Genomic DNA, 16,989 nt, shown 5'->3' with positions numbered 1-16,989 from the left:
AAAAGCACATGATCGCTGCAAGAACCATTGACGAGCTTCGCGACACCATCTCCGGCTCCTGCGTCACCATCGGAAACTTCGACGGGGTCCACGTGGGGCACCAGCGCCTCATGGCCCGCACTTGCGCCAAGGCCAAGAAGCGCGGCCTGATCTCCGTCGTAGTCACCTTCGACCCGCATCCCATGACCGTGCTCATGGGGCAAAAGACGCCGCCCTTCATCACCAGCACCCGCCAGCGCCTCAGGTTCATAGAGCAGCAAGGCCCCAACGTGGCGCTGGTGCTTGAGTTCACCCGCCAGATGGCCGCACAGGAGCCCGAGGAGTTCGTTCGCCACTACCTCGTGGAAGGTCTCGGTTTGCGGGAGCTTGTCATCGGCTACGACTATGCCATGGGCAAAGGCCGCAAGGGCAATTTTGAACTGCTTTCCGCCATGGGCCAGCAACTGGGCTTTGGCGTGGAACGCCTGGACCCGGTGATTGTCGGCGGAGCAGTGGTCAGCTCCACACGCATCCGCGACCTGATCCAGTCCGGCAACGTCTGGGACGCCCGTCCGCTGTTGGGACGGTTCTTCGAGGTCCAGGGCGAGGTCATCGACGGCATGAAGCGCGGCGCGGCGCAACTTGGCTTCCCCACAGCCAACCTGCGCCTTGAGGGTACGCTACTGCCAAAGTCGGGCGTATACGCAGTGTGGGCGGAAGTCGATGGAGAAACATTCCAGGCAGTGGCAAACGTGGGCTACAATCCCACTTTTGGTGACACTGGCCTGACCCTTGAAGCACACATCCTTGACTTCAATCGCAGCATTTACGGCAGCCAGATTTCACTCCAGTTCGTTCAGCGCCTGCGCTCAGAACGCAAGTTCGAAAGCATAGAGGCGCTCAAATCACGTATCGCTGATGATGTGCGTTTGGGCCGCATAATCTTGGGCACTCCCGATGCTCAGCCGGGTGCAGACCCCAGCGTCAGCGACGACGACGAGTAGCCATCGCCACCCAGGCCGCCTAGTGGCAGCGCGAGGCAGAGGCCTTCAACTACTGGCGCGGCGGTCCGATATTCAAGTCGGTCCGCCGCAGATCCCTACCTCCAAGGAGTTCGCATGGAAATTCACGGCACCACAATCCTGGCCGTCTGCGGCGAGGAAGGCACCGCCATGGCTGGCGACGGTCAGGTGACCCTGGGGCAAAGCGTGGCCATGAAGCACACCGCCAAAAAGGTTCGCACCATCTACAAAGGCCGGGTCATTGTCGGTTTTGCGGGCGCCACCGCCGATGCCTTCACCCTGTTCGAGCGGTTCGAGAAAAAATTGGAGTCCCATTCCGGCAATCTCACCCGCGCTGCGGTGGAGCTTGCCAAAGACTGGCGCACGGACAAGTACCTGCGCAAACTTGAGGCCATGATCCTCGCCGCCGACGCCGAAACCATCCTGCTCATTACTGGCACGGGCGATGTCATCGAGCCCGACGACGGCATGGCGGCCATTGGTTCCGGCGGGACATACGCCCTGGCCGCAGCCCGCGCCCTCAAGCGCCATACGAAAATGCCAGCCAAGGAAATCGCCATGGCCGCCATGAAGATCGCGGCCGAACTGTGCGTGTTCACAAACGAAAACATCACGCTGGAAACCAAGGAACGGGAGGCAAAATAGTGAATTCCCTCACCCCCCGCGAAATTGTCTCCGAACTTGACAAATACGTTGTGGGCCAGGCCGAGGCCAAGCGCATGGTGGCCATCGCCATGCGCAACCGCTGGCGCAGGCAGAAGCTCGACCCCGAGCTGCGCGAGGAGATCGCGCCCAAGAACATCATCATGATGGGGCCCACCGGTGTGGGCAAGACCGAGATCGCCCGCCGTCTGGCCAAACTGGCCAAAAGCCCCTTTCACAAAGTGGAAGCCACAAAGTTCACAGAGGTGGGCTACGTGGGCCGCGACGTGGAGTCCATGATCCGCGACCTCATGGAGATCGGCATCACCATGGTGCGCGCCGAGGAGCGCGAAAAGGTCCGGGTTCGCGCCGAGAAGCACGCTGAGGACCGGCTCCTTGACCTGCTTTTGCCCGGCAGCACCCCAAAACCCGGCGGCTATACCTTCACGCCCGTTGCCGACCCGGCATCGCCGCAACCAGCGGAGCATGTTGCCACGGCCAACGAGTCCACCCGCGAGAAGTTTCGACTGCTCTGGCGCGAGGGCAAACTCGACGACCGCATGGTGGAGCTTGAGATCGCCAGCCAGGACGGCGGCGGCGCGTCCCTCATGGGCATGTCCGGCATGGAGGACATGGGCGGACAGGTTCAAGACATGCTGGGCCGCTTTTTCCCGCAGAAGAAACGCCTGCGCAAGATGAAACTCAAGGATGCCTTTGCCGCCCTCGTTCAAGAGGAATCAGACAAGCTCATCGACATGGACAAAGTGCAGGACATCGCTCGCGAGCGCGTGGAACAGTCCGGGATCATCTTTCTGGACGAGCTGGACAAAATCGCCAGCCGCCAGGACCACGGCGGACCAGACGTGTCACGCGAGGGTGTCCAACGCGACCTTCTGCCGGTGGTGGAAGGGTGCGTGGTGAACACAAAGCATGGGATGGTCAGGACCGACCACATCCTGTTCATCGCCGCCGGGGCCTTCCACTACGCCAAGCCCTCGGACCTGATCCCGGAGCTGCAAGGACGCTTCCCCCTGCGTGTGGAGCTTTCCGCCTTGGGGGCGACAGAGTTCTACCGCATCCTCACTGAGCCGCAGAACGCGCTCACCGTACAGTACTCCGCCCTGCTCGGCACCGAAGGCTTAAGCCTCAGCTTCACCGACGACGCCCTGCTTGAAATCGCGGCCACGGCCCAGCGCATCAACGAAGAAACCGAAAATATCGGAGCGCGCAGGCTCTACACCATTATGGAGAGAATCCTGGCTGAGCTGTCTTTCGAGGCTTCGGACAAGGGCGGGCAAACTGTGGTCATAGACAGCGACTATGTTCGCAGCCAACTGACGGACATCGTCGAGAACCGCGACCTCTCGCGCTACATTCTGTAGAGAGCCTAGAGAGAAACGAAAAAGGCCGGGGAAACCCGGCCTTTTTTTTAATTCAATCGAAATCTAGTCCCTGCGTCGACACACAAAGAAGGTGTAGCCAAAGTAATCAGAATACCGTCTGTGAATATCCATCTCCTCCTGCGCCATGTCGGCCACGGCCAGCCACTCGGGCTTATCCGCATGCCGAAGCCGGAACCCGGCCAACTCCATGGAAAGCGGCGTATAATAATCTTTCCACCAGCATTCCGCCGGGAGCCGGAACTGACCAAGGAGATCGAACCCAGCTTTGTGAACATGAACCTGATGTGAGGCTTCACTCTCCATCCCTGGAAACTCTCGATTCCAAAAATCACGAACTTCCGCCGGTGGCGCGTCATGAAACCAGGAGATGTCGGTCAGGGCGATGCACCCCCCTGGCTTCAGCAGCGTTCGCCACGAGGAGAGCGCCACGGCGAAGCCGATATGGTATGCCGCACCTTCTGACCAGATGAGGTCAAACGATTCTGGCTGAAAGTTCAGGGAGGACATGTCGCCCAGGACAGGCTCAATGCGTTCACCCACCCCCTCCTGACACGCTCGCCGCCGCAATTCTTCAAGAAAGTGAGGATACAGGTCAATGGCGGCGATGCGCGCGTGCGGCAACAACCTTGCAAGGGCCAGCGTCTGGGCACCATTGCCGCAGCCAACATCGAGGATCAGCGGTTCATCGGAAAGTCCCGGCACCAGGGCCAAAGCCCTGGCCGTGTCCTGGCTGCTGCCGGGGCCCAGCCTCGGGAGCCCAGGGTGATACAATTCAAAGAATGCTGCTTCGCTCATTGCAGTAGGATCTCATTGTGATGGTTATTGTGTATGGCACTGCGAGCACTTCAAAGGTCCTTTGCCTTTGCTGCGGTGACAGTCCTGACAAAGTTTGTGAAAGGCCATCATGAGGGCCGGGGCATGGTCGTCTGGCGTGGGCCGGACCTGGTGACAGTCCGAGCAGCGGCGCTGGGTTGCGGACGCCCCCGCGATGCGCCTGCCCTGTGCGTCATAGGCGTGGTGGCAGGAAGAACAGTTCTTGATCTCAGCCTTAACGTTGTGCTCATTATGCTTAAAAGGCACAGCCAAGGCACGGGGCTCTGGGAAGGCCGGATCCTTGAGGCTCTTCACGTTGTCCTGGGCAAATGCCGGCAGCAGCCACAATGCCGCCACCAACGTAGCGGCGCAAGGCACGGCTACTTTTTTCAATAAGTTTGTGAGCTGCATGAGGTCTCCTGTGTCGTATGATGGGGGGGCTCCAGCAAGAGGAACCGGCGCATCGCGGCCAAGGGAGGCGGTGTCGCCAGCTTAGCTGTCAGATGCAGCCAGATGCGGCCAACGCCGGAAAAGGCGCACAAATCGCATCTCGTGACTACTCGAAAGATCGGGCCGCGTCACTCCACGCCCAGGCGCTGACGCAACAAATCGAAGTCAAGGGCGTCGCCCACCAGCCGCACGCCGTGGTTGACCTTGATCATGTCGCGCAGCTTGTGGCGAGAGAGGATGTTCTCCATCTTCTTGGCCACGGAGAAGGTGTCCTCGCGAACCATAATGATGGGGGTCTGAAGCACTTCCGAACGGGTGAGAATGATGTCGTTGGGGTGCAGGTTGCCCGTGAGGATAAGGCAGGGGCAACTGCCCTCAAGGGCCACCAGCTGGACGTCGGAGCGATCACCGCCGACGATGATGGCCGAGTTCTTGTGTCGCATGAAATGGGCCAGAAAATTTTCCACCTGCATGGTGCCGATGAGGAAGTTCTCCACCACGCGGTCAGCCTTGTGATGCGCACTGATGACCTTGCCGCCCAAACGTTCGGCCAAGTCGCTGACCTTGATGGCGCTCATAATCGGGTCGGAGGCGATGACGCCCAGCACCTCGACCCCCTTGCGCCGGAAAAAAGGGACGAGCAGTTCGTCCACCTCGGGCCTGTAATGCTCCGGAACGTCGTTCAGAATCACGCCCGCCAGATCATCCCCCAAAGCCTCTCGACAGCGCAGCAGGTAGTCGTACTTAAGCTCATTCTGGTAGCGGTCAATGACCACGGCCTTGGCCCCCAAGGCGCGGGACACGTTGACGCCATCCAGACCGCAATAAGTTCCGGACCCGAGGAAATTCCCCGAACCAGCGATGATCATCACGTCCTTGCCTTCAGAGAGCTTAGCGTAGGCGTCAACTATGCCTGGCATGAGATCGCCGATATCCTCGCTGAAAGCGCGGCGCGTAAACTCGCGGGTCACCACCACCGGAGTCACCAGGGACGGATCCTGGCGCAGGCCCAACACATCTTGGAGAAACATGGCATCTTCGTCGCCCGGCTTGCCGTCTTCCTTACGGGGCACTGCGCCAACGGGCTTCATGTAGCCAACCTTGAGCCCCAGTTTCTTGAAGCGCAGGCCCAAAGACATGGCAATGAGGTTCTTGCCGGAATAGCCCGTGGTGGAGCCGATGTACACGCCAACCATATATTCCTCCTCGCGCCCGCCCAAAGACGTGACGCTCGTGGACGCAGGGTGTCAGGTGCGCAGGGTCAGCCGCGCCTCGGCCACCAGCGCCCCATCGTTGTTCACAAGAACAGGATTGAGTTCCGCCTCATAAACCTGCGGGAAATCGTGCGCCAGGGCCGCCAAGGCCAGCAACACGTCTTCCAGGGCGCGAAAATTCACGGCAGGCTCACCATCCACGCCCTTGAGCAGCAGATAGGAACGGATGGATCGGATCATGCCAAAAGCCTCGCCGCGGCTCAAGGGGGTCAAGTGGTGGGAAATGTCCTTCAGTATCTCCCAGTGGATGCCGCCCAACCCAAACATCAGCAGCGGGCCGAACTGGTCGTCGCGCCGCATGGACACAATCACTTCAAGCGATCCTGCGGGCGCCATGGCCTGCACCAGGCAGCCGGAAACTGGTGCCTCTGGCCGGATGCGGCGCACATGATCGGTCAGATCCTTGAAGGCTTGGCGCACGGCCACATCGCCAGAAAGGCCCAAAGCCACGCCATCGACATCCGTGCGGTGCGCAAGCTGGGGAGAATCCACCTTGAGCACCACCCGCCCCCCCATCGCCTTTGCCGCATCCACGGCCTCGGCGCTGCTGCGCGCAAGGACCGTTGGCGGTGTGCTGAGGTTATAGGCAGCCAGCAGTTCCCTGGCCTGAAAATCAGAAAGCTCCTGCCGCCCCTGCGCAACAGCCTCAGCCACTACCCGACGGGCGGCATCGAGATCGCGTTGAGGCGGTTCAAAGACAGGCACTGGCTTCTGTCTCCACTGGGCGTAGGCGTACATGGCCTCGATACTGCGCAGGGCGGGTTCGGGAAAGGCGTAGCAAGGCATCCCGGCCTGGCGCAAGAGCTCGCGCCCAATGCTGCCGTGGGCCCGGCCCAAGAGGCAGGTCATCACCGGTTTGTCCGAGCGCCGAGCCACCTGGGCAATGGCCGTGGCCGTGGCCTCAATCTCAACCATGGCCGTGGGGGCGATGAGCAGCAGCACCGCATGCACAAGGGGGTCGTCCAGTACTGCCTCAAGGCTCTTTTTGTAACGCTCGGCCCCGGCGTCGCCGATGATGTCCACGGGATTATACACCGAGGCATATGGCGGCAGCCCGGCCTGCAGCCGCTGGATTGTCTCCGGCGACAGCCGGGCCATGTGCAGGCGTGTCTTCTCGCAGGCATCCGCTGCCAGGATGCCGGGACCGCCCGCGTTGGACAGGACCGCGACGTTCGGTCCACGGGGCAGAGGCAGACTGGCGAAGGCCTCGGCCAAAAAGAACAGCGATTCCAGATCCGGCGCACGAACAATGCCGCACTGGCGAAAAGCTGCGGCATATGCGTCATCCGACCCGGCGATGGAGCCTGTGTGAGAGCTGGCCGCCTTGGCACCGGCGTTGGTGGAGCCAGCCTTGAGCATTATCACCGGCTTCTTGCGGCTCACCTCGCGCGCGGCGCGTACGAACTCCTCGCCGCCGTCCACGTTCTCCATGTAGCCCATGATGACCTTGGAGGCGGGATCGTTCCCAAGGTAGGACAGAAGCTCGGTTTCGTTCAGGACGGCCTTGTTGCCAAGACTGACAAATTTAGAGAAGCCGAAGTGCTCACCGCGTGACCAGTCGAGGATGGCCTGGCACAGGGCGCCGGACTGGGAACAGAAGGCCACGCTGCCAGGCACGGGCTGGGAGGCGGAAAAGCTGGCGTTGACGCCGTGGGCGGTGTTTATCATTCCAAGGCAGTTGGGCCCCAGAAGCGCGATGCCGTGCTTACGCGCCAAGGCGGCCAGATCGCGCTCAAGCTGATAGCCCTCGCGCCCAGCCTCGCGGAAGCCTGCGCTGATGACTATTGCCGACTTGAGGCCTCGCGCCGCCATGCTTTCAAAGGCGGGCAGCACTGCATCGCGGGGCACGGCGAAAACCGCCAGATCGATGCCGCCTGGCAGGTCGTCCGGGGTTCTGGCAACGGGCAGCCCCTCGATGCTGCCGCCCTTGGGGTTAACGGGATACAAGCGCCCCTTGAAACCTGCGGCCAGCATGTTGACCACGACGGCATTGCCCACCTTGCCCGGTGTGGCCGACGCGCCGATGACGGCCACCGTTTTGGGTGCGAAAAAAGCCTGCAAGGCGCGCTGATCCACGTATCGCTCCCGTGTTGCTCCACGGCTTTGCCGATGCGGCACCGATGCGGTCCCGATCTGTCCCGTTGTCAACCTGGATACACTGTCGCGCCCCGCGCCTCAAGGGGCTGCACGGCAAACCAGCCATCTTTCGCGAGAAATGTCCTTCTCATGTGTTGCCGAAAAGCCCGTCACAACATATAGATTTCTAATGCGAACTGTTTCAAGCAATGTTCATGGGGCTCCCGTAAGCGCAGCAATCCTTGTGGGCGGCGCCGCCACGCGCATGGGCGGAGTTCCTAAAGCCCTGCTGGATGTGTGTGGCCAGAGCATTCTCGACTGGCTGCATGAAGTGCTGTCGCCACGCTTCACGGACATCCTGCTGGTAGCCAAGGAGCCCGAACCATATCGCGGCATCTGCGACCAAGACCAGACCAAAGTCCTGCGGCTGGCCCTGGACGAGCTGCCCGGAAGAAGTTCGCTCACAGGAATCCAAACCGCACTGGCCAACGCTCAAACGCAGCACGTCTTCCTCACCGCCTGCGACACCCCCTTCCTGCGCCCGGCCCTGCTGGACGCCCTGCTGGCCCACCTGCGGCCAGAGGACGACGTTGTTCTGCCGCGCAAACCAGACGGCTACTTCGAGCCCTTGTGCGCACTCTATTCGCGCCGCTGTCTGCCGCACATCACGGCCCAACTGGCCCGCGGCGACCATAAAATCATCCGCTTCTTCGATCAGGTTCGCGTGAATCCTCTGCCCGTCGCCACCTTGCTTCAGGCTGACCAGGATCTGCTGTCCTTTAAGAACGCCAACACGCCGGAGGAGCTGCGCTCCCTGCGCCAAACCGCAGCGAGGCTGCGCCAGTCCCAGGAGAAAAAACAGTGACCCAGGAACGCATTTCCCGCGATCTAGCCCTGGAACGCATCCGCCACCATATTCACGACCACGCGCGCCATGTTCAGGACCTGCCGCTCATGGACTGCCTGGGACTGCTCAGCGCACAGGACCTCTTCGCAGTGCACTCAACACCCTCGGAGCCCCGGTCCACAGTTGACGGCTTTGCCCTTGCGAGCCAAGCCACGCGTCAGGCCACTGCTGAGGCCCCGACTGAATTCACCGTCAACGGACAGATCCGCCCCAGCACCATTGCCCCCCCCCCACTTGAGCCTGGCCAGGCGGTGAGCATCCTCACCGGCGGGCCGTTGCCAGCAGGCGCTGACTGCGTGGTCACTTCGGAATCCGTGACCCTCGCGGGTTCGATCCTCAAGGTGCCGCGCGTAGTCGTGCCTCAAGAGCATGTGCGCGCTGTGGGCAGCGACCTCAAGGCAGGCACGCGCATCGTGCGGCGCGGCGAAGACCTGACTTCTCCCGTACTGGCAGCGCTGGCGGTATCAGGGGCGATTCGTGCCAAGGCCTACCGCGCGCCAAAGGTGCTGGCCCTTGCCCTGGGGAACGAGCTTGACGCCCTGGACGCCGCACCTGCACCAGGGCACATGCCTGCGGACAACCTGCTGCTTGTGGCCGGACTGCTGCGCCAGAGAAATGTTGCTGATGTCACGGCGGATGTGTGCGCCAACAACCTTGGCGAAATTGGCCGCAGGCTCGGCACGGATGATTACCAGAGCATCATCACCACCGGAGGAACCGGCCCCGGCCAGCGCGATTTCATCATGCAGGCCGCCCTTGAAGCTGGGTTCAAACCCTTGTTCACAGGGCTGACGCTCATTCCAGGCAAGAGCATGTTTGCCGCCGTGAGGGGCAACACACTGCTACTGGCCCTTCCGGGTACGCCCTGGGCCGTGTTTGCGCTCATGCACGCCCTGGTTCTTCCCGCCATGTGCTGGCTCAGGGGCCGCACCTTGCCCGTGCCAGGGCTTATCCTGGCTCGAACAAGCCTGCTTCCTGGCGGCCCGCAGTTGGGTTGGGAGCGCCTTGTGCCTTGCACGGTTTCCGCCGTCGGGGCAGAGCTTCATGCCCTCCCTTTGCTTGACCGCACGCGAGAGGCCAGGCTGGACATGCTTCAGGCCCAGGGGCTGCTTATCGTTTCGGACAAAGCGGAAACAGGTGAGCTGCTGCCCATGATCCCCATCTGGGAGAATCGACGCGGCCACCGGCTGGACTGAGCCTCAAAAGAATCACAGACTTCACAAAGCGCCCCACGATCCCCACTGGCGGCAGACTTCGACTCAGGCGATAACACCGGCTGCGGATTTGATCTGGCGCTCTTGAGTGCAGCAGATTTCAATTTTGCCTTGACCGCCACCTAGCCCTTGTATATCTAAGCGCGACGCGAGCCAGCCAGCGTAGCTCAGCTGGCAGAGCAGCTGATTCGTAATCAGCAGGTCAGGAGTTCGACTCTCCTCGCTGGCTCCAGAGCAGACTAGGCCCCGCAACGGTTTGACGCCGTTGCGGGGCTTTCTCTTTGCTGTCAAATCTAGTCAATTCTGGGCAGTTTTTTACGCGTCCTTGCGTAAACTTTGCGTCAAGTCATATGGCCAAAATCCAACGCTGCGTGCCATCATCTCCCAGACTGTCCGACGCCCGGCAGGGCCTTGAGCCGCGCCTCGGTTATCTATGCCATAATATGCCTTGTGACATTCACCACAGCCGGGCCGTAGATGTTGTTGCTACTAAGGCACGTTGCGATTATCCCGTGGTGTGCAATCTGCATCGGGTCACGCGCAAGCGATAATTCCCACGTGCCAGGCTTTACTGCGTCCTTCTCTACAAGTGATGCATACAACATGGTCGCTGTAATCTTGTAGTACACATCATAATATGTGACGACATTATACGCCCTATTCCCGTGGTACGCCCCGCTGACGTAACCAGTGTTCTTGTTTCCAAGAGCGAGCTTTGAAGCGATAACATTAGATCCTGAGCTGATCGTAATCACGCTTATTGACAGCCCGTTTGTTGCCACTGCCAAAGATGTCGGATCCACAATTGCAATCGCGTCTGGCGAGAAAAACAGCGTTCCATTCGAGTGGTTACCGTGCAGTGCCGAACCAATGCGAAACATGCCCTCAGTTTCAACAAAGTGTTCAAAGGGCCTGTAGAGCATTTGCGCTGCTGGACCTGCTGTGTAGGGGTCTTGGCATGTGAATGAAGATCCGCTGGCAACTTGCAATGGTGTTTCCCATGCGTAATACCCGGCAAAGGTGACAGGCCCAGTATAATTCGCAGGCACAAAAGCTTCCGTGTAGACGCCCCTGCGCACCGCCCCTCCCACCATGTTCTTGCAGCCAAGATGCATGACTATGCCTCCTTGGTGCGGCCCATGAGCAGCCAGTTCGCGCCGTCCACACAGCGGAAGTTCAGGAAGATGCGCTTGCCAGCCGCGAATGTGGCGTCCAGGGCATTGTCTGCATTGGGTTTGAAGGCCGCGTTCCAGGTGATCGCCAAAGCCGAGGCCGCGTACAAGGTCATGAAGATGGTCTTGCCGCGCACGGCGTTGGCTGGTGCGCCCAGGGTGATGGCCCCGGTGGCGGAAATGTCGATGTCCTGGTGCAGGTCGGCGTCCAGGGCGATAGCGCCGTTCTGTGCGGTGAGGACCACAGGCACGGCGTACTGCTGGCGCGTGTAGGCCCCGACCACGGCGAGTTGTGCAAGCACGGTGCTTTCGAGCAGGGCGGCGCTTTTCAGGCCAAGGCTCGTGCGGGCGGCTGCAACGTCGGCAAGGTCAGAAAGATTGCTTGCCTTGAGCAGTACCGTCCCGGCGCTTGGAACGCTGGCAGCAGCTGCGGCAGCAGCGGCGGCGGATGCGCTGGCCTCGTTTGCCTTAGTTGCCGCTGTAGACGCGCTCGTGGTGGCGTTTGCCGCGTCCGTCCGCAACTGTGCGATGAGCGCGGCAGGGTCGGTGGTATCCTGTATGGCCACCTTTACGGAACGGCCTGTCTCCTCCTGAAGCGACAAGCAGATCATGGTCAGCAGATCCAGGGCCACCTCAACCTCTTCAAGCCACAGGGTCGAGGTGTTCGAAATCTTGGTCTCCTGGGCTATCTGCGGCGCTAGGTAGATGGTGAGGGTTTCCCCGGCGGCCAACACTTGCCGCGCGCTGCCCGCCTTGGGATAAGTCACGGTGCCGCTGACCGCCCCGGCTCCCGCCACGGTGTAGTCCGTGTTCTCAATGAGCGGAACCGGGCCGGAGACCGTGACGAGCAGCACCTTCACCTGGCTGCTTTTCAAAAACTTGAACCCGGTTGGGAACTGCGTGGCCACCCCGTTTCCGGCGTATTTCGACTTTGAGGCGCTGCTGGTGTACGTCATAACTCCCTTCCTCCTCGTATCAGTTGCCGCCGTAAGTAACCCGGCGAGTGGCTGCGTTCTTCTTTTTCTTCGGTGCGGGCACGATGAACCGCAGGGGGTTTTTGGTCTTGCCTTCGGCCATGTCCAGGGCCGCATCCATCACGGTTACAGCCTGACGCGAGGGCAGGCCCCACAGGTAGCCCGCGCCAAGCAGCGTGGCCTTGGCCACCTTGCGGCCCCGGTCCTTCTTGGCCTTGAAGGCATTGGCAAGATCAACAGGCGACTCAATTGCTGAAAGCACAGGACTGAGCTCAAAAGACCGTCCCTCAGCCAAGGCGCTCGACAAGCTGCGCAGCACCGGGAACGAGCTCATGTAGTAGCTGAAGATGGACAGCCCCAGGCCGCGCTTCTTCTCGTCGTCGTCCGGCGGGCCGTTGCGCAGCAGCTGTTCCAAAATGGCCGGCGCGATGAGCAGCCACCAATAGGCCTTGGCCAGCTCAATGGTCTTGGGCATGCTTGCGCCCTCGCCAAAGGCCCGGCGGTTGGCTTCGGCGATGTTGTTGTAATTGGTGGAAAACCAGCTGTAGAACATGGTCACGAACTTGCGCAGCTCGTTGCCGTGCTGCACCCTGGCCAGGCTCATGGCCGCGCCGTCGCCCTGGGATAGGCGCACGGTCATGTCCGCATACTCGCACGCCTTCTCCTCGCTCCAGCCGTTCTGCTCCATGGCCTGGGTGTATGCCGCCTGCCAGGTGGCATAGGCCACGGCGCTGTCCACCACCCCAATGAGCGCAAAGGCCGTGCGGTGCACGGTATCCAACATGCCGCTCTTGCTCGGGTCGAACTGGCCCAGCATGTCCACCACATCCCGGTCAAAGCTGTTCCGGCGGTTGCGCAGGGCTATGGACCGCTCCGAGACGAACTGCATGGCCTCGTGCGGGTGCGTGATGAGCGCAGAAACCGAGCGCACCGTTTGCGCCCAGCCCACCTTGTAGGCAGTGCTGGTGAGCGAGGTGAGCTGCAAAAAGGCCGTAAAGGGCTTCCAGCCCATGGCCACGATTTGCACATTGCGCCGGGTCCGGGCGAAGAACCGCTCCATGCGCGAGGACTCCTCTTTGGCGGGCCGCGCCACGTTTTGCAGCCACGGCGCGATCTGCTCGTACACCGGGCGGGACCAGGCAGCTTCCACCGCCTCGCGGAAGCGCTGGTCCGTGGTGATCTTCTGCACATCGCGTATTGCCACGGCGTGGGTGGCGTAGTGCGCGGTGTCCAGCACGTGCCGGGCAATGACGCCAAAGTCGAGCCTGGGAGCCATGCGCCCGCCCACGCGCTCCTTGGTGAAGCCGCTCTTGGGGTTTGGCTTCTGGTAGATGCTCTGGAAAAGATCCTGCATTTCCGCCTGGGCAGCCTGCCGGTCCGCCTTCCAGTTCAGCTCCCGGTCGAATATCAGCGGAAAGTAGCCGCCCTTGACCTCGATCTCCTGGCCGCTTTGCGTGCGGGCCACAAAGGGCAGCGGCTGCACCTTCTTCAGCTCCACACCTGTCAGGCGCTTGTGCGCGCGGTTCAGGTGCGGGTAGATGGCCTCGATTGCCGCCCACACCTGATGCACCACAGCCCACTCCCGTTCCCCCAGGCGCGAGAGGATGGCCGCCATGTCGCCCTCGGTCCACTGGAACCCGGCTTTGATGGCCTCGCGGTTGCCGTCGTTGCCGCTGTTCAGGGCCACCATGACGATCTCCTCCATGGTGAGCTGGAGCGGCGCACCCTGCTGGACTTCAACCTCTTTGCCCTTGCGGATAACCACGTTTCTGGGCACCTCTTCAATGGTCAGGCGCTTCTTGCGCCAGGCGGCCAGCTCCTTGCGCACCGGGGCGAAGGCCGCTTGAAGCTTGGCCTGCACCTCCTCGCCCAACGCCAAGAAGTCGCCACGGCTGCCCACAATGGGCTTGAAGCAGGCGCTCCACACCGCGCCCATGTCCTCTTGCCCGTCCAATTGGCGGAAGATGTGTTCCGGCTTGAGCAGCTCGGCATGATAGGCCGATACCCCGTCCAGAAACTCGCCCATGGTCCCGGTCCTGCGGGCGGAGGGCGGCTCCGGGTGAATATTCACCTGAGGCGAGGCTGGGCCCTTGGCCAGGATTGCGCCAAGCACCTGGCCCATAACGGCATCGAACTCCTGGGCCTTCCGCTGGCCCATGATGCGCGTGTCCCAGGTGCCGAAATGGATTATCTGCCGCAGCACGCGGTGGGCGTCGCGGTACTGGTCCACGCTGAGCGCGCCCTTCGGCACGCGCGAAAGGCTGGCGATGGCGTCCTGGTCCACAAAGTGGTGCAGGCCCTTGATGGACAGGAAGTCCAGCAGCTCCGGCCCGCCCCGCTCCGCCTTGGCTCCGCCCAGGCCGAACAGCCCGGCCCAGTTGCGCGCCTGCTGCCGCCAGTCCTCATCAATCTTGCGCGTAAGCATGGTGCGTGCGCTGCGCTCTATCTTCTCGCGCTCCGCCAGGGCGCGCTCCATTTCGCGCAACAGCAAATCGTTCTGGCTCATCTGGTTCAGCAAGAGTTGCGCCCGGCGATGGTCGCCCGCGTTGAAGGCTTGCTTGGCCTGGTCCTGCAAGCGCGTGCGCTCCATTCTGGCCTGGGCGCGCAGCTTGGCCAGGTCATACAGCCGCAGCTCGTCCACCGTGGCGCGGGCCTGCATGGTCTCCATGCGCCGGTTCTGCGCCTTGGTGAGCTTGCTCAAGATCTCCAGCGTAGCTTCCTGCACGGCCTTGTAGTCGCCGCCAAAGTCGCTATCCAGGGCGCGCTGGCGCTGGTAGGCCTCCTCACGCCGGGCCATGTAGTCGGTGATGATCTGGCCCTTGGCCGGAACGTCGAGGATGTCTTCCAGCATGTCGTGCGCGTCGGTGTAGCCGTGCTCCAGGGCCACCGCATCGGGCGAAAGCCCGGTGCCGCGCTTCACCAACCCAGGGCGCTTCATGGTCAGCAGGCGCACAAACTCCGCGTCGTAGGACTCGGAAACCATGGCATGATCCAGGCCGCCCAGGGCCACGGCAGCGTCCATTGCCCGGTGCGGCAGGTAGCCGTCCACGATCTCGCGGGCCTCGGCCCGCCACTGTGCGCGCAGGGTCCGGTGCTCCTTGCGGCGCTCCAGGTCGAAGCGCTCATAGGCTAGGCGCTCGGCCTCGGCCATCAGATCCTCGTAGTCCTTGATCTCGCTGAAGCTGGCCGCAAGCTCCTCCGCGTAGCCGGGCATGCCCGCGTCCTCATCCACGCGGAAGCTGTGCACGCTGTCCGCCGCCTGGGCCTCGGCATCGCGCTCCGCCTGGGTGCTCACGAGCCTGTCGAACACTTGGCGCACCTCCGGGGTAAGCTTCACCCCGCCGATGTTGCGGATGCTGCCGTAGACGCGCACCAGCATGTCGCGCAGGGTCTGGAACACGCGGCGCAGGCGCGAGGTGGGTGCCTGGCCCTCGTACAGGTAGCGTTCAAAGCCCTTGGCAAATTGCTCTTCCGCCTCGCGGGTCCACAGGCCGTCCTTTACGCTGCACCAGTCTTCGACAATCGCTTGGTCGCGCTCCGGCAGCATACGGCGCAGAATGTGCCCGGTTTCGTGGATGATGCTGGACGGGTCCGCCGTCTGGAACAGGTGGATGATGGCCCGGCCATCGTCCAGGAACTGCACCCCGGCGCGCGGTCCGGCCTGCTTGGCGGCGCGGGCGGAATAGGCTGACTCGCCCGGCGCGGAGTCCTGATTCAGCTTCTTCCCGCCGTCGTCATATATAGGCTTGACAACATCGCTTTCGGTGTATAGCTTTACACCAGAACGCTGTCGCGCCCTGAGCACCCCGGCCAATTGTGGGCCGGACATGTCCTCAAGGATCGCGGCAGTTTTCTTTTTTTCAAGGTAAACAAGTTCACCCGCCGCGGCTTTTCCCACAAGCCAGCCAGGGAATCTCTCTCTGCCATAAGCAGAGGTCACTTCGTTTACTCGGACACGGCCCGCCTTCACATCCACATCAAGGCCCACGATGACCGGATCTCCGTCTTCGCGCAAAGTGGTGACCACGGTGAATCCGTTTTTACCCTTGCCGTAGCGCAGCACAGCCACAGGGTCGGCCATCTCTTTATACAGCGCCGTGACCTGCTCTTTGGTTAAGTGATGCACCCTCCCATGTTTGGCCTTAATGGCTTGCACCTTGTCGAAGGTGCTTTTCTCCATAACCATGGTCAGGCCGGGCAAACCTATCTGGGTCAACAGGTCCGGCGTTTTTCCCATTTGGAGAATGGTGCGTTCGTGCAACTTGCCGGAAGCGGCCTTGTCCACCACCTCGGCCCACTGCTTGGCGGCTTCAACAATGCGCCGCCCGTAATCCCGCGCCTTGTCCAGCGCCTTGTCCAGCAACTCAGGCTGGTGCAGCATGCCCCCGCCGCGTTCACTCTTTGCGACGTCCTGCATGATCGCAGCCGTTGCGCCCGTTATGGCGTCGGCTTCCACCTGGGCCTGCTCGCGGGAAATTTTTCCCGTCGCAAGCCTCCTGATAACCTCCACCAGCTTTCCCGCTTGCTCACCGGAGAGATCCATATTCTCGGACAAGGCCCCCAACTGGGCGAGCAAATCCCCGGTCTCCCTATCTCCTGTCCAGGCGCGGGCCTCCGGGTCTGGCTCATCAGCGCGGCGGTTAATATCTGAGGCGTCCACAAACTCACCAACGGAGTTCAGAACCGAATGGACTTGTTTCCCATTGGACAATTTGACTTTTCTGTATACGCCGCTGTTAGAAGATGAATATTCGGTGGTGATAGACTCCTCTTCCGAAAGTTTGTTCTCATAGACGTACTTCTCGCCGTTGGCATCTTCGCGTGTCTCAACAGCCCCTAAATGTGGGCCAGCAGGTGGGGGTGACTGCGCCGCCATCATTTCTTCGGTTTTCACCGCGGTTGGCCCGCCTTCGCCGTAGCGCGTCCAGCGGATTGCCGCGCGCACGGCGTTGGCCAGGTCCGCATCGGTCAGCGCCTGCGGGTCCACCACGCCCATGCCCTTCAGCCAGTCGCGCAGCATGGCCACAAGCTGGTCCCACACGCCCTGCTCCACCTGGGTCAGC

General features: G+C 61.7%; 12 protein-coding genes and 1 tRNA gene. 6 read left to right on the top strand and 7 right to left on the bottom strand.

The features are described 5' to 3' along the window. The first annotated feature begins 8 nt into the window (after positions 1–8). The 3 genes from Q8O35_RS06870 to hslU all read left to right on the top strand — a co-directional run bounded on the left by Q8O35_RS06870 (position 9) and on the right by hslU (position 3,025). Positions 9–983, top strand: coding sequence for a bifunctional riboflavin kinase/FAD synthetase (locus tag Q8O35_RS06870; RefSeq protein ID WP_305571904.1), 975 nt, complete (start codon positions 9–11; stop codon positions 981–983). A 114-nt stretch (positions 984–1,097) separates the two neighbouring features. Continuing rightward, on the top strand, positions 1,098–1,646 hold the full coding sequence (gene hslV, locus Q8O35_RS06865; protein WP_305571903.1) for an ATP-dependent protease subunit HslV: 549 nt from the start codon (positions 1,098–1,100) through the stop codon (positions 1,644–1,646). Further along, the gene (gene hslU, locus Q8O35_RS06860; RefSeq protein ID WP_305571902.1) at positions 1,646–3,025 is read left to right on the top strand and encodes an ATP-dependent protease ATPase subunit HslU; all 1,380 of its coding nucleotides are present in this window, start codon (positions 1,646–1,648) and stop codon (positions 3,023–3,025) included. Before hslV ends, hslU begins: the two co-directional genes overlap by 1 nt. Before the next feature lie 63 nt (positions 3,026–3,088). Here the strand turns inward: hslU and Q8O35_RS06855 are convergent, their stop codons facing one another. The 4 genes from Q8O35_RS06855 to Q8O35_RS06840 all read right to left on the bottom strand — a co-directional run bounded on the left by Q8O35_RS06855 (position 3,089) and on the right by Q8O35_RS06840 (position 7,659). Further along, positions 3,089–3,841, bottom strand: a complete 753-nt coding sequence (locus Q8O35_RS06855; RefSeq protein ID WP_305571901.1) for a class I SAM-dependent methyltransferase — start codon at positions 3,839–3,841, stop codon at positions 3,089–3,091. 24 nt (positions 3,842–3,865) lie between these two features. Further along, positions 3,866–4,270 carry an acidic tetraheme cytochrome c3 TmcA gene (gene tmcA / locus Q8O35_RS06850; protein WP_305571900.1) on the bottom strand — a complete coding sequence of 135 codons (405 nt, stop codon included), beginning with the start codon at positions 4,268–4,270 and terminating at the stop codon, positions 3,866–3,868. Between the two features lie 167 nt (positions 4,271–4,437). Then, positions 4,438–5,505, bottom strand: a complete 1,068-nt coding sequence (locus tag Q8O35_RS06845) for a phosphotransacetylase family protein (RefSeq protein ID WP_305571899.1) — start codon at positions 5,503–5,505, stop codon at positions 4,438–4,440. A 51-nt stretch (positions 5,506–5,556) separates the two neighbouring features. Further along, positions 5,557–7,659, bottom strand: a complete 2,103-nt coding sequence (locus tag Q8O35_RS06840) for an acetate--CoA ligase family protein (RefSeq protein WP_305571898.1) — start codon at positions 7,657–7,659, stop codon at positions 5,557–5,559. Positions 7,660–7,849: 190 nt separating this feature from the next. On the opposite strand from Q8O35_RS06840, the gene Q8O35_RS06835 reads away from it, so the two are divergent. From Q8O35_RS06835 to Q8O35_RS06825, 3 genes are all read left to right on the top strand, one after another. Then, positions 7,850–8,524 carry a molybdenum cofactor guanylyltransferase gene (locus Q8O35_RS06835; protein ID WP_305571897.1) on the top strand — a complete coding sequence of 225 codons (675 nt, stop codon included), beginning with the start codon at positions 7,850–7,852 and terminating at the stop codon, positions 8,522–8,524. After that, positions 8,521–9,762: a molybdopterin molybdotransferase MoeA gene (locus tag Q8O35_RS06830; protein ID WP_305571896.1), complete on the top strand. Its 1,242-nt coding sequence runs from the start codon at positions 8,521–8,523 to the stop codon at positions 9,760–9,762. Before Q8O35_RS06835 ends, Q8O35_RS06830 begins: the two co-directional genes overlap by 4 nt. A gap of 174 nt (positions 9,763–9,936) precedes the next feature. Beyond that, a tRNA-Thr gene (locus tag Q8O35_RS06825) sits at positions 9,937–10,012 on the top strand. A 199-nt stretch (positions 10,013–10,211) separates the two neighbouring features. Here Q8O35_RS06825 and Q8O35_RS06820 read toward each other — a convergent pair. From Q8O35_RS06820 to Q8O35_RS06810, 3 genes are all read right to left on the bottom strand, one after another. After that, on the bottom strand, positions 10,212–10,895 hold the full coding sequence (locus Q8O35_RS06820) for a hypothetical protein (RefSeq protein WP_305571895.1): 684 nt from the start codon (positions 10,893–10,895) through the stop codon (positions 10,212–10,214). A 2-nt stretch (positions 10,896–10,897) separates the two neighbouring features. Beyond that, positions 10,898–11,908, bottom strand: a complete 1,011-nt coding sequence (locus Q8O35_RS06815; RefSeq protein WP_305571894.1) for a hypothetical protein — start codon at positions 11,906–11,908, stop codon at positions 10,898–10,900. 19 nt (positions 11,909–11,927) lie between these two features. Beyond that, a partial coding sequence (locus Q8O35_RS06810) for a hypothetical protein (RefSeq protein WP_305571893.1) occupies positions 11,928–16,989 on the bottom strand: 5,062 nt, incomplete at its 5' end.

Origin of the sequence: Humidesulfovibrio sp. (genome assembly GCF_030689645.1) — a bacterium.
In the GTDB taxonomy this organism is placed as follows: Bacteria; Desulfobacterota; Desulfovibrionia; order Desulfovibrionales; family Desulfovibrionaceae; genus Humidesulfovibrio.
The sequence above is the reverse complement of the archived record's forward strand: the minus strand, read 5'-3'. Positions and strand labels throughout refer to the sequence as shown.

Coding starts and splice junctions, on each gene's coding strand:
- Q8O35_RS06870 (WP_305571904.1), top strand. CDS start 9: ATGATCGCTGCAAGAACCATTGACGAGCTTCGCGACACCATCTCCGGC.
- hslV (WP_305571903.1), top strand. CDS start 1,098: ATGGAAATTCACGGCACCACAATCCTGGCCGTCTGCGGCGAGGAAGGC.
- Q8O35_RS06855 (WP_305571901.1), bottom strand. CDS start 3,841: ATGAGCGAAGCAGCATTCTTTGAATTGTATCACCCTGGGCTCCCGAGG.
- tmcA (WP_305571900.1), bottom strand. CDS start 4,270: ATGCAGCTCACAAACTTATTGAAAAAAGTAGCCGTGCCTTGCGCCGCT.
- Q8O35_RS06845 (WP_305571899.1), bottom strand. CDS start 5,505: ATGGTTGGCGTGTACATCGGCTCCACCACGGGCTATTCCGGCAAGAAC.
- Q8O35_RS06835 (WP_305571897.1), top strand. CDS start 7,850: ATGCGAACTGTTTCAAGCAATGTTCATGGGGCTCCCGTAAGCGCAGCA.
- Q8O35_RS06820 (WP_305571895.1), bottom strand. CDS start 10,895: ATGCATCTTGGCTGCAAGAACATGGTGGGAGGGGCGGTGCGCAGGGGC.
- Q8O35_RS06815 (WP_305571894.1), bottom strand. CDS start 11,908: ATGACGTACACCAGCAGCGCCTCAAAGTCGAAATACGCCGGAAACGGG.